The sequence below is a fragment of the Rhodococcus sp. OK519 genome (genome assembly GCF_003051005.1).
Lineage (GTDB): Bacteria > Actinomycetota > Actinomycetes > Mycobacteriales > Mycobacteriaceae > Prescottella.
On the sequence record NZ_QAOW01000015.1, the window covers coordinates 1 to 12,064 of the forward strand.

The following is a 12,064-nucleotide window of genomic DNA, read 5'->3' on the forward strand; positions in this document are numbered from 1 at the left end:
GGCTTCACCCCCGATGAGAGCGGTGACGTCGAGTTCTGGCAGGTGTTTGCCGGATCTGCGACGGTGCGAGGCATTGCGGACCCGTTGTGGTTGGCACGTCAATCCTGCATAGGCATGAATGCCGGCTGGAGTCCCTCAGTGCGCTGGACCCCAGCGGTTCGTCCTCACCGTTAGGTCTCCGTGAGTCTGTAGATGTGTTGCCCAGCCGGGCAACGGTCTTTTGGGCTGGACTTCGTCAGACGGTCAGCGACCGTTGCGTCGATTAGGGCGGTGACGATTTCGCCGAGACCGTGGTTCCACTCGTGGGTCACGGTCCGGGTCAGAGGTCGAGGATTCGACTCTCCTGCGGGGGAACGGCCGTGGACGTGGCCGGGGGCGCGGTGAGCATGCGAAGCCGATTGCAGTCGCCTACGGCGCAATTCGGATCGACCAGCGCGGTTCCGGCGAACGACGCGACAACCTTCGACGGGTCGGATCCGTCCACCACGTCGATCTTGTCCAGCGTCGCCGGGACCGGCGTCGCATTGGTCAGCTGCAGGTCGTAGGCCACGTGGTACTTGCCGTCACTGCCCAGGAAGGGGAACGTGGGATCGCCGATCGGGGCGAGGACCAGCCCCGTGTACGCCTCCGGCACGATCACGTTCGCGAGATCGGCTGCCGCCGTCGATGTTTCGCTCGCCGGAGTCTCGCCCCCGCCCGACGAGCAGTCGGCCGCGAGCACTGCCAGCGCGACAGCGGCAATCGCCCCGGATCGAAGGGGCCGTTTCACGGTGGCAGACAACGCTGTGCCCATTTTCCGTCCCTCGGTCTGGATGGAGCCGGCAAGCAAGAATCCCTGTTGCAGGGGCCCAGTAACGCGCCGCCGGGGCCGCTGTATGCACTAATGCACACTTTCACCTTTGACAATGATTTTCATTACCGGATAAACCTTGCGGCATGATCCGCATCGAACCCATACCCCGACGCCTCACCCTCGCCGCCTCGGTCGCGACGTGCGCCGCCCTGCTAGCCGGCTGCTCGAGCGCCGACGACGGCACCACCACCGCGACCGCAGCAGCGGCCGCCAGCCCCGAGTCCACCTCCGCCAAGCCCGCGCAGACCCGCTCCGCGACACCGCGGCTGGCCGTCACCTACGACGGCGGCATCCTCGTCCTCGACGCCGAATCCCTCTCGGTGGTAGGCGAATCCGAGCTGGCCGGGTTCAACCGCCTCAACCCGGCCGGGGACGAGCGACACGTGATCGTCTCCACCGAGAACGGCTTCCGCGTCCTCGACACCGGGGCGTGGTCGGAGGCGCACGGCGATCATGCGCACCACTACACCGCCGCCCCGGCCCTCACCGACGTCACGTTCGCCGCCGACAAGCCCGGCCACGTCGTCCGGCACGCGGGCCGCACCGTCCTGTTCGACGACGGCACCGGCCGCGTCGAGTCGTTCGACCCGGAGACCCTGGCCGACGGCAAGCCGCAGACGTCGTCGTTCACCACACCCGCGCACCACGGCGTCGCCGTGGAACTCGCCGACGGCGGACTCATCACCACACTCGGCGACGACAAGACCCGCACCGGCATCGTCGTCTACGACGCCGCCCGTACCGAGATCGCCCGCAGCGAGCAGTGCCCGGGTGTGCACGGCGAGGCCGTGGCCGCCGACGAGACCGTGGTCTTCGGCTGCCAGGACGGCCTGCTGATCTACCGGAACGGCGCGATCACCAAGGTCACCAGCCCCGACCCGTACGGGCGGATCGGCAACCAGGCCGGCTCCGAGGAGTCCAGCGTGGTGCTCGGCGACTACAAGACCGACCCCGGCGCCGACCTCGAGCGTCCGCAGCGGGTGTCGCTCACGAACACCGTCACGGGCGAGCTGCGCCTGGTCGATCTGGGCACCAGCTACACGTTCCGGTCCCTCGGCCGCGGCGCGTTCGGAGAGGCCCTGGTCCTCGGCACCGACGGCGCGCTGCACGTGCTCGATCCGGCCTCCGGCACCGTCGTCCGCACGGTCCCGGTGCTCGAACCGTGGACCGAACCGCAGGAGTGGCAGACGGCCCGTCCGGCGCTGTTCGTGCAGGGTTTCACCGCGTATGTGACCGATCCGTCCACCGACCGGATCCTCGCTGTCGACTACGAGAAGGGGCAGATCACCACCACTGCGGACCTGCCGCACACTCCCGACGAGATGACCGGTGTGCGCGGCTGACGTTCAGTCCGAGGGTTGCGTGTATCCGGGAGTCGCGCTTAGACTCCTCGGTCATGCAGCGCATCCAGGTAGTAGTTCACCGCCGTAGCGGGGTCTGATTCGGACCGACCCCTCGCTGCGGGTCGTTGAGCTATCTACTTGTCGGTCCTTCCTTCACTTCAGGAAGACCCCCGAAAATGCGCACCTCCCAGGCTCTCGCCACCACCACGTTCTCGAACGATCCGTTCTTCCAGCGTTTCGGCACACACCTGCCGCGCGACCTGCGCGCCCAGGCGCAGGGCCTGAGCTGGACGGAGTTCGCCCAGCGCTTCGCCCCCACCGGCGGCCCGGTCCGTCTGGGCAGCTGGACGTCGGAGCATCTCGGCGCCGGCCGGCACACGTTCACCGCCACCCTCGGGCTCGGCGACTGCATCTCCTCGGCTTCGGCGACCGCCACCGGCCCCATCGCCGCGCTCACGTCGATGCTGTTCGACGCCGGTTTCCAGCTCGAGATCCTGTCGTTCCACCAGCAGCGCACGTCGGAGGGCACGGCGACGTTCATCCTCGCCGAGCACGACGGACAGCGCCGCTGGGCGATGGCCATCGCCGAGGACTGCAATGCGTCGGCGCGGGCCGCGATCATCGCCGGCGCCAATCTGCTGCACCGCTGAGAAGAAAGTGATCATCCGGACCGATCCGGGTGGGAGGCGGCTCCGAATACCGGGTGACCGCCTCCCCTCGGAAAGGACCGCCCCATGCGCGCCACCAGGAAAATCACCGCCGGACTGTTCGCTGCTGCCGCCGCGGCACTGCTCGTCAGTGCGCCCGCCTCGGCCCAGCCCACCGGATCGGCAGATCTGTGGCAGCCGCTCGCCCCGATCCCGTCGCTCGACGTCGAACGCTACGTCGGCACCTGGTACCAGCTCGCCGCGGTGCCGCAGCCGTTCAACCTCGACTGCGCGCGCGACACCCGCGCCACGTACGGCGTGATCGACGCATCCAATGTCAGCGTGAACAACACCTGCACCACATGGAGCGGCGGGACCAACGGCATCGTGGGCAACGCCCGCGTCAACGATCCGACGACCAACGCCCAGCTGCACGTGAGCTTTCCGTCGGTCCCGTTCCAGAACTCGCCCGACGGCCCCACCAACTACGTAGTCACCTACATCGCCGACGACTACTCATGGGCGTTCGTGGGCGACCCGGCCCGCGTCTCCGGCTTCGTGCTCTCACGCACGCCCGCCGTGAGCGCCGAGGGCTGGCAGCAGATCCGCAGCGTCGTCGAGTCGCGCGGCTACAACTCGTGCCTGGTGCTCACCTCGCCCGCGACCGGCGGACGCTCCGACATCGCCCCGCTCTGCACGGTCTGACGAGATCCCGACCACGCCGTACCACCACGCCGCCGAACAGACGGCCCGGCTCGCGCCATTGGCCTGAGTGCCCACTCTTTTCTCTTGTACGCGGGATCCCGCGGATCGGGGCTGGGAGTGGGCGCTCCGGCTGGGTGACTCAGTGCTGTCAATCCCTATTCGGCGGCCGCGTACTCACGGGCCGCGGCACCGGTGATGTTGGCGAGCATGCCCTTGAAGATGACTCCGTGGAACGGCAGGATCGAGTACCAGTACAGCCTGCCCGCAATGCCTTTCGGGAAGAAGATGGCCCGCTGCTCGAGCCGGGACCGGTACGGACCGTCGGGCACCACCCGCCACTCGAGCCACGCCCCTCCCGGTGTCCGCATCTCGGCCCGCAGCCGCAGCAGGCGCCCGCGATCGATCTCCTCGACGCGCCAGAAGTCCAGCGGGTCACCGGTGTTGAGGCGTCGCGCGTCCCGTCGTCCGCGGGTGAGGCCGACGCCACCCACCAACCGGTCGAGCCACCCGCGGATCACCCACGCAAGCGGGAAGGAATACCACCCGTTCTCGCCGCCGATGCTCTCGAGCACCCGCCACAGGGTGTCGGCGTCCGCGTCGCATCCGGCACTGCGCTCGTCGGTGTAGACCACCTCGCCCGCCCAGTCCGGGTCGGACGGCAGCGGATCGGACGGCGCACCCACCGGCGACGCGTTCGCCCAATTGGTCTCGACCTCACCGTTCTTCATACGACGCAGCGCCAACTGCACCGCCCGCCGGTACGGCGTCAGCCCCTCCTCCGGCGGCGGGATCACGTCGTCGATGTCGTGGTCGGTGACGACGGCGTCGTTGTGCAGCGACTCGATGAGCGCCCGGCCAAGCGAACTCGGGATGGGCGTCACCAAGCCGATCCACAGGCCCGCCAGGCGCGGCGTGAGCACCGGCAGCACCAGCACCCGACGCCGTCGCAAGTCCGCGACCTCGGCGTACACCTTCATCATGTCGCCATAGGTGAGGACGTCGGGGCCACCGATGTCGAACGTTCGACTGTGCGGCAGCGGCGCGGTGGCCGCCGCAACCAGGTAGTACAGGACGTCGCGCACCGCGATCGGCTGGATCCGGTTGTTCACCCACTTGGGCGTCGTCATCACCGGCAGCCGGTTCGTCAGGTGCCGGATCATCTCGAAGGACGCCGACCCCGACCCGATGACGACACCGGCCTGCAACACCATCGTCGGCACCCCGGAATCCATCAGGATGCGTCCCACCTGCGCGCGCGAGCGCATGTGCGGCGACAGGTCGGTGTCCTCCGGATGCAGCCCACCGAGATAGACGATGCGGCCGACGCCGCTCGCCTTCGCCGCGGCCGCCATGTTCGACGCGCCCCTCCGCTCGGCCTCCACGAACTCCTCGGAGCCGCCCATCGAGTGCACCAGGAAGTACACGACGTCCATGTCCTCGGTCGCCGACGCCAGCGACTCCGGATCCGTGAGATCGCCTCGGACGATCTCCACCTGCCGGGCCCACGGGATGTCCCGCAGCTTCTCGGGAGAGCGCACCATCACCCGGACGTCGTGTCCGGCGGCGAGCAGACGTGGGGCCAGACGCCCACCGATGTAACCGGTGGCGCCGGTGACGAGCACCCGCAGTCGCGACATCACTCCACGGTAGCCTCGACAGTCATGAGCGCGCTCGACGAACCGGTCCTCCTCGACACCGACGACGTGTACGGATACCTGCACCGTCCGACCGGCGACGCGGTCGGCAAACTGGTTCTCGCGCACGGCGCGGGCGGCGATCTCGACGCAAAACTACTGCAGGCCATGGCTTCCGGATTCGCCGAGCGCGGCTTCCTGGTTCTGCGCTACAACCTGCCGTTCCGTCGGCGTCGCTCGGGCCCACCGAACCGGGCGCACGCCGGCGAGGACCGGGCCGGCATCGTCGCCGCCGCCGACGCGATCCGCGACCTCGCGGGCGGGCCGCTGATCCTGTCCGGGCACTCGTACGGCGGACGGCAGTCGACGATGCTCGCGGCCGAGAACCCCGACATCGCGGACGGCCTTGTGCTGCTGTCCTACCCTCTGCACTCGCCCGGCAAGCCGGAGAAGCAGCGCACCGAACACCTTCCGGAACTACGCACTCCGTCGCTGTTCGTGCACGGCGACCGCGACCCGTTCGGCACGCCGGACGAGATGCGCGCGGCCCTCGACCTGATCCCGGTCGCGCACCCACTGCTGCTCATCGAGGGCGGACGGCACGGCCTCGACCCGGACCGCGCCGACGTCGTGGCACGGACTGTCACGGCGGCGACGGAGCTGTTCGGCATTCGGTGACAGCGAGGGCGAGGGCGCAGCCAGTCCGCGCCACTGCTCGATGTTGACGAAGGTTCGTTCGGCGCCGTTGCGGCCCTTCATCTTTTCGAGCGATCGCACCCATTCAACTACCGAAAATCGATTCGAAGGATCCGGTCGTGGGCGGGTCGACCACCGGTGTGGCGGTGACAGTCACCGTGAAGGTCCCCGTACCCGTCGTCAGGACGTCGCCCGTCACGCTGGTGACGGCGCAGGTCACGGTGCTCGGGCCGGCAGGGAACACTGTCCCGGAGGCAGGGGTGCAGGCGCCCAGGGTCAATCCGGTGGGCATGTCAGGGGTGATCCAGGTCGCGGGGGCGCCGGCCGCGGATTGCGCGGCCACGGTGATGTTGTTCGGGATTGCCGACGTGCCGGTCAGGTTCGCGCCGGTCAGGGTTACGCCGGTCAGGTCTGCGCCCTCGAGGTTCGCACCGGCCAAATTCGCGTGGTACAGGTCCACACCGGTCAGGTTCGCGCCGGCAAGGTCTGTACCGGTCAGGTTCGCGCCGGTCAGGTTCGCGCCGGTCAGGTTCGCGCCGGTCAAGTCTTTGCCGGAACAATCGCTGAAGCTCCCCGGGGCGGGGTTGGCGACGTAGCTTCCGCATACCGTGGTGATGATCTGGGCGGGGGTTTCTGTGGCGGCGGTGATGGTGCCACTGACCTGCAGGGTTGCATCAGGAGCGGTGCCATTGGCGGCAGTGATCGTGAACCAGAACGGCCCGGCGGTCGTCGGCGTCCCGGAGAGCGCCCCTGCAGCACTCAGGGCGAGACCGTCCGGCAGAGCGCCGGCAGTCACGCTGACCTGCGGAGCAGGTGCCCCGTTGACAGCGAACGTGCGCGTCAGTTCGGTGTCGACGGTCCCGGCCAGAGTGACCGGTGCGGTATCGGCGAAGGCGGGGGCCACGGCGTAGGGGTCGACGGTGACCGTGAGGGTTCCCCTACCACCAGTGGGGCCGGTGCTCGAGATGGCACAGGTGAGGGTCGTAGTCCCGACGGGGTATAGGTACGGGACCCCGAGCGGGATTGCGATGTCGGTCGGTCTGGTGCATCCGGCGAGATACCGTCCGTACTCGCCGGAAATGGTGACGGACGCGCCGGCGGGCGACGATGCGGCGACGTGGCGATTCTGGGGCATCTCGGTCGACCCGGTGAAGTTCGCGCCAGTCAGGATCGTTTGGTACATGTTCGAGTCGGTCATGTTGGTGTCGGTCAGGTCCGCGCCGGACAGGTTCGCGCCGGACAGATACGCGCCGGTCAGGTTCGCACCGGACAGGTCCGCGGTGGTCAGTGTCGAGTTGGACAGGTCCGTCCCGGCCAGGTTCGCGCCGGCCAGATTCGCGCCCGGCCAGTTTGCGCCGGACAGCCGGGCGCCGGTGAGATCCCGGCCGGCCAGATTTATGGAGAATGCGTACGTGCCGCCCAGGTCCGTGCCGGTCAGGAGCGCGCCGTTCAGAATCGTGCCGTCCAGGACCGCGCCGTTCAGGTTCGCGTTGGCCAGGTTCGCGCCGTTCAGGTTCGCGTTGGTCAGGTTCGCGTTGGCCAGGTTCGCGCCGAGGAGGTTCGCGCCGGTCAGACCGGCACCGGTCAGATCTGCGAAGGTGCAGTCGCTCTGCCGAGGGGGATCGGCCCACAGGTCCGGGGACGGCTCGTAGTGGTTGCAGGCAGCGGCAAGGATTTCCTCAGGTGTCTGAGCGGTGGCGACACCGGCACCTGCGGTCACAATCGAGGCTGCCGCGAAGATGCCGGCACCTGACGCCGCAACGACGCGAGAACGGGCCCGGCGGCCATGAGGAGTCGGGGTTGTCATGTCGGCGACCTTCCTGAACTGGTTCCGTACGGTGAGGGAAGGCCACCACCAGCAGTAGCCACCTCGCGAAAGCTACTGGATGCCGAGGCGTCAAAGGCCCAAACCGGGCGGCCACTTTAGGCCACTGACCTTGCGTGGCCACAAATGCCCCGCCTGTGTCCGGCTGGGGAGATCGTCTACCGCTCTCCGGCCGTCGCGCTAGTCGTCGATACGGGCGCGCATGAGGATGACGGTGTAGTCCAACCACGTCGAGATCGTGAAATACAACTCGTTCTCGGTTGTGGTGAATCCGGTTCGCGCACAACGATGGCGGTCTTCACGGTGTCCAGATACGACATCCGCCGCTTCCAGGTGACGCCGTCGTGGTCGAGCACGATCTACAGGTCGGATCGACGGCCAGGTGTCAGGGCATCAGCGCCGAACTGCCGGCACTGACGTCCAGCGAGGTCCCGGTGACGTACCGCGCCTGCTCCGACACCAGGTACAGCACCGCGTGCGCGATGTCCTCCGGCGCCACCCACGGCACCCGCATCGGCGTGATCGATGCGTACCGCGACTCGACGGTCTCCCGGGTCGGGTTCTCGACGTCCGGAGCGAACAGCCCGTAGAACGCCTCGTTGTGCACCATCGGGGTGTCCACCGATCCCGGGCACACCGCGTTGACGGTGATGCCGTGGCGGGCGAGTTCCAGCGCCAGCGTCTTCACCAGGCCGATCACACCCCACTTGGCCGCGACGTAGTGTGCGAGGTTGGGGATGCCGGTGTGCCCGCCCATCGACGACGTCGCGACGATCCGTCCGTACCCCCGTTCGATCATGTGGGGCGCGACGGCCCGCAGGGTCTTGAACACCCCCGTCAGGTTGGTGTCGACGACAGCGCCCCACATCTCGTCGGTGAGGTCCCACGTCTTCGCGAACGCGCACACACCGGCATTCGCGACACAGATGTCGATCTTGCCGAGTTCGGCGATCGCCGCTGCCACGGCACCGTCGACGGCCGCGCCGTCCCGCACGTCGACCACCTCGGTGCGGCACCGGACGCCGGCCTGTTCGACCAGTTCGCGCGTCTCCCCGAGTTCCTCGACCGTCGCCAACGGGTACGGCACCGTCGTGACGTCGGCGCAGATGTCGATCGCGTACACGTCGGCCCCCTCGGCGGCGAGCGCCAATGCGTGCGCACGCCCCTGACCGCGCGCGGCACCGGTGACGAACGCGACCCGTCCCTCGAGCTGTCCCATATCTCCTCCAAGTCTCAACTGCCCCAGATCATTACCGATCGAACACCCACCCCGTCCAGGGTCTCTTCCACAGAGCGGGCGACGGACCTGCCCGCGACCGGTCGACAGCGGCGTCGACAAACCCCTGCCGCTGGAACACCTGGCTGGGTACGCTGAAAATCGACCAACTACCGGGAGGTCGAGGAATGCTCTACAGCGATATTCCGAGTCATGCCGAGGTTCGCCGGCTCGCCGAGGTGGAGGGTCGCACCTGCATCTCGATCTACACGCCCACCGAGGACGACATTCACGATCCGGGTAAGAGCCGCATCGAATTCACCAACCAGGTCAAGTCCGCGCTCGAACAGATCGACGACCACAAGGAGCGCGCGGCGTTCGAGCAAGCGTTCGACGACCTGATCGAGGACGAGTCGTTCTGGTGGTACCAGGCGCGCACGCTGGTCGTGCTCGCGACCGCGGACCGGGTGCGGCGCTACCGGCTACCCAACCGACTCGGGGCGTGCGCCATCGTCAGCGATCGGTTCTACATGAAGCCGCTGCTGCGGACGGTGACCTTTCCGCAGACCGCATTCGTGCTGGCCCTCGCCGAGGGATCCGTGCGATTGGTCGAGGTGACGGCCGACCAGCCGCCGTCGAAGGTCGACGTTCCGGGACTCCCCAAGGACGCCGCGAGCTACGCCGGAGTGTCGTCGCTCGGCAGGACCACCGGCGCCCGCGTGCACGGCCGCGGCGGATCCGCTGCGGGCGCCGCGACCGGGCGGGCTGCGCCCGCCCGCGCACCCGCGCGCGTGCAGGGCGAGGAGGGCAAGAAGCTCCGCGTGCGCGAGTACGCCCGCGCGATCGACCACGAACTGCGCAGCGTGCTCACCGGCCGGGACATTCCGCTGGTCCTGGCCGCCGCCGAACCGACGGCCTCGATCTACCGTTCGGTGAACAACTACCACAAGCTGCTCGACGAGGGCATTCAAGGCAATCCGGAGGAAATGACCGACGAGCAGATCGCAAAGGCCACTCGCGCGGTCCTCGACGGCTACTACGCCCAGCAACTCGCGGACACCCGCAAGCAGTTCGACAACCTGCGGTCGAAGGGCCGGGCTCAGGTCGAGATCTCCGACGTCGCACGGTCGGCGACGTTCGGCCGGGTCGAGACGCTGTTCGTCGACATCGAGGGCATCGTGCCGGGCACCGTCGATCCCGATACCGGCGCGGTATCACTCGCCGAACTGGACGGCAACCACGCGTACGGCGTGGTGGACGAGATCGCCCGGCGGGCACTGCTGACGGGTGCGAAGGTGCTCGCCGTCCGATCGGGCGACGTGCCCGACGAGGTGCCCGCCGCGGCGATCCTGCGGTTCGCCGAATAGCGGTCGTGGGCGGCTACTGTCCCGGCTCCTGTGCGGCGAGGAGGACGGCCAGCATCTCCACGACGTAGGCGTCGACGGCGTCCTTGTCGACACCCAGGTCGGCGAGGACGCCGGCGTGGTCCTCCTGCTCGAGCAACGCCAGAAGGATGTGCTCGGTGCCGATGTAGTTGTGCCCCAGCCGGAGCGCCTCGCGGAATGTGAGCTCGAGTGCCTTGCGCGCGGCGGCGTCGAAGGGGATGAGGTCCGGCAACTCGTCCACTCGCGGGGGAAGGACGGCGACCGCGGCATCCCGCACGCCATCCGGCTCGACACCCTGAGCGGCAAGCGCTTTCATGGCGATAGAGTCCGGCTCCGACAGAAGGCCGAGCACCAGGTGTTCCGGGGCGATCAGGTGGTTGCCGGCCGCGCGCGCCGCATTCTGCGCCGCCATGACGACATTGCGCGCACGCGGGGTGTACCGGCTGAACCCCTGACTGGCATCGAGATCCGAAGGTTCCTCCGGCCCCTTCGGCACGAACCGCTTCTGGGCGGCCTGCTTGGTGACGCCCATACTGCGGCCGATGTCAGTCCAGGAGGCGCCCGAGCGTCGGGCCTGGTCCACGAAGTGCCCGATCAGGTGGTCGGCGACCTCGTCGAGGTGCTCCGCGGCGAGAACGGCGTCGGTCAGCTGCTCGAGAGCATCGCCGTGAACCTTCTTGATGGCTTCGATGAGATCGTCGAGCCGCACGGGGTTCGACATACGCGTGGGATCGGTCATGCCGACAACCGTAGGTTGACACTATCGGATCGTCAACCCCTGGTTGTCGATACATGAATACCGGATACGTGAACACCGATGGTGCGCCTATCGTGAGAGGGACGGACCGTCACCGACGAAGGAGTCCGCTGTGCCCGATTACGGCAAGCCCATCCGATTCGGCTACTTCCTGGTCCCTGACGCGAGCGCCGCGCAGGGCATCCTCGACACCGCGGTCGTGCTGGACCGTGTCGGCTTCGACCTCGTCGGGATCCAGGACCATCCCTACCAACGCCGCTTTCTCGATGCATGGACGCTGTTGTCCGCCATCGCCGCCCGCACCGAGAACCTCACGGTGTTCCCCGACGTCGCGAGCCTGCCACTGCGCCCGCCCGCAGTGCTCGCGAAGGCGGCCGCCAGCCTCGATCTGCTCTCCGAGGGCCGGGTCGAACTCGGACTGGGCACGGGCGCCTTCTGGGACGCCATCGAGGCAATGGGCGGACCACGACGGTCGCCCGGCGAATCGGTCCGGGCACTGCGCGAGGCGGTCACGGTCATCCGCCTGATGTGGAGCGGCGAGCGATCCGTCCGGTTCGACGGTGACTTCTACTCCGTGAACGGGGCCCACCCCGGACCCGTCCCTGTCCATCCGATCGGCATCTGGGTCGGGGGATACAAGCCGCGCATGTTGCGCCTGATCGGCGAGACCGCCGACGGGTGGCTGCCGTCGCTCGGCTACATCGACGACGACGGCATCGCCACGGCGAGTGCCGCCATCGACGAGGCCGCGGCCGCGGCGGGTCGCGACCCGTCGCGCATCCGGCGAATCCTCAACGTCGGCGACGACATCTCCCCCGCCGAACTCCCCGGACGTCTGACCGCACTTGCGCTCCAGCACGGCATCGACACCTTCGTCCTGGGCGGCCCCGCCAGCGACGAACAACTGACGTACCTCGCGCGGAACGTCTTCCCCCGCGTGCGCGACGACGTGGCGGCCGGGCGCTGAGGACGCGGACCCGGACCCGGACCCGCGTCCCCGCAC

At 68.4% G+C, this 12,064-nt stretch carries 11 protein-coding genes; 6 read left to right on the plus strand and 5 right to left on the minus strand.

Going from position 1 to position 12,064, the window contains the following annotated elements; genetic code table 11:
* Positions 1 to 319 precede the first annotated feature (319 nt).
* Positions 320 to 769 (minus strand): hypothetical protein, encoded by a 450-nt coding sequence (locus C8K36_RS23405; protein ID WP_146176532.1) that lies wholly within the window; start codon positions 767 to 769, stop codon positions 320 to 322.
* Between the two features lie 167 nt (positions 770 to 936).
* Here C8K36_RS23405 and aztD point away from each other — a divergent pair, with 167 nt between their 5' ends.
* The 3 genes from aztD to C8K36_RS23420 all read left to right on the plus strand — a co-directional run bounded on the left by aztD (position 937) and on the right by C8K36_RS23420 (position 3,548).
* Positions 937 to 2,196, plus strand: coding sequence for a zinc metallochaperone AztD (gene aztD, locus C8K36_RS23410; RefSeq protein WP_107987446.1), 1,260 nt, complete (start codon positions 937 to 939; stop codon positions 2,194 to 2,196).
* Positions 2,197 to 2,372: 176 nt separating this feature from the next.
* Positions 2,373 to 2,846 carry a 2-isopropylmalate synthase gene (locus C8K36_RS23415; RefSeq protein ID WP_107987447.1) on the plus strand — a complete coding sequence of 158 codons (474 nt, stop codon included), beginning with the start codon at positions 2,373 to 2,375 and terminating at the stop codon, positions 2,844 to 2,846.
* Between the two features lie 84 nt (positions 2,847 to 2,930).
* Entirely contained in the window at positions 2,931 to 3,548 is a 618-nt protein-coding gene (locus C8K36_RS23420; protein ID WP_107987448.1) for a lipocalin family protein, read from the plus strand.
* Between the two features lie 155 nt (positions 3,549 to 3,703).
* On the opposite strand, the gene C8K36_RS23425 is transcribed toward C8K36_RS23420, so the two are convergent.
* Positions 3,704 to 5,185, minus strand: a complete 1,482-nt coding sequence (locus C8K36_RS23425; protein WP_107987449.1) for an SDR family oxidoreductase — start codon at positions 5,183 to 5,185, stop codon at positions 3,704 to 3,706.
* 24 nt (positions 5,186 to 5,209) lie between these two features.
* Between C8K36_RS23425 and C8K36_RS23430 the strand changes: the two genes are divergently transcribed.
* Positions 5,210 to 5,860 carry an alpha/beta fold hydrolase gene (locus tag C8K36_RS23430; RefSeq protein ID WP_107987450.1) on the plus strand — a complete coding sequence of 217 codons (651 nt, stop codon included), beginning with the start codon at positions 5,210 to 5,212 and terminating at the stop codon, positions 5,858 to 5,860.
* A gap of 103 nt (positions 5,861 to 5,963) precedes the next feature.
* Here the strand turns inward: C8K36_RS23430 and C8K36_RS23435 are convergent, their stop codons facing one another.
* Positions 5,964 to 7,685 (minus strand): pentapeptide repeat-containing protein, encoded by a 1,722-nt coding sequence (locus C8K36_RS23435; RefSeq protein ID WP_107987451.1) that lies wholly within the window; start codon positions 7,683 to 7,685, stop codon positions 5,964 to 5,966.
* A gap of 403 nt (positions 7,686 to 8,088) precedes the next feature.
* Positions 8,089 to 8,922, minus strand: a complete 834-nt coding sequence (locus tag C8K36_RS23440; RefSeq protein ID WP_107987452.1) for a mycofactocin-coupled SDR family oxidoreductase — start codon at positions 8,920 to 8,922, stop codon at positions 8,089 to 8,091.
* Positions 8,923 to 9,107: 185 nt separating this feature from the next.
* On the opposite strand from C8K36_RS23440, the gene C8K36_RS23445 reads away from it, so the two are divergent.
* On the plus strand, positions 9,108 to 10,286 hold the full coding sequence (locus C8K36_RS23445; protein ID WP_107987453.1) for a hypothetical protein: 1,179 nt from the start codon (positions 9,108 to 9,110) through the stop codon (positions 10,284 to 10,286).
* Between the two features lie 13 nt (positions 10,287 to 10,299).
* On the opposite strand, the gene C8K36_RS23450 is transcribed toward C8K36_RS23445, so the two are convergent.
* Positions 10,300 to 11,043, minus strand: a complete 744-nt coding sequence (locus C8K36_RS23450) for a Clp protease N-terminal domain-containing protein (RefSeq protein ID WP_181319700.1) — start codon at positions 11,041 to 11,043, stop codon at positions 10,300 to 10,302.
* Positions 11,044 to 11,173: 130 nt separating this feature from the next.
* Between C8K36_RS23450 and C8K36_RS23455 the strand changes: the two genes are divergently transcribed.
* Positions 11,174 to 12,028, plus strand: coding sequence for an LLM class flavin-dependent oxidoreductase (locus C8K36_RS23455; protein WP_107987454.1), 855 nt, complete (start codon positions 11,174 to 11,176; stop codon positions 12,026 to 12,028).
* The last annotated feature ends 36 nt before the right edge of the window (positions 12,029 to 12,064 follow it).

Bases quoted from the DNA above. Each gene is read 5' to 3' on its own strand.
- aztD (WP_107987446.1), top strand. From the start codon at position 937: ATGATCCGCATCGAACCCATACCCCGACGCCTCACCCTCGCCGCCTCG.
- C8K36_RS23415 (WP_107987447.1), top strand. From the start codon at position 2,373: ATGCGCACCTCCCAGGCTCTCGCCACCACCACGTTCTCGAACGATCCG.
- C8K36_RS23420 (WP_107987448.1), top strand. From the start codon at position 2,931: ATGCGCGCCACCAGGAAAATCACCGCCGGACTGTTCGCTGCTGCCGCC.
- C8K36_RS23425 (WP_107987449.1), bottom strand. From the start codon at position 5,185: ATGTCGCGACTGCGGGTGCTCGTCACCGGCGCCACCGGTTACATCGGT.
- C8K36_RS23430 (WP_107987450.1), top strand. From the start codon at position 5,210: ATGAGCGCGCTCGACGAACCGGTCCTCCTCGACACCGACGACGTGTAC.
- C8K36_RS23435 (WP_107987451.1), bottom strand. From the start codon at position 7,685: ATGACAACCCCGACTCCTCATGGCCGCCGGGCCCGTTCTCGCGTCGTT.
- C8K36_RS23440 (WP_107987452.1), bottom strand. From the start codon at position 8,922: ATGGGACAGCTCGAGGGACGGGTCGCGTTCGTCACCGGTGCCGCGCGC.
- C8K36_RS23445 (WP_107987453.1), top strand. From the start codon at position 9,108: ATGCTCTACAGCGATATTCCGAGTCATGCCGAGGTTCGCCGGCTCGCC.
- C8K36_RS23450 (WP_181319700.1), bottom strand. From the start codon at position 11,043: ATGACCGATCCCACGCGTATGTCGAACCCCGTGCGGCTCGACGATCTC.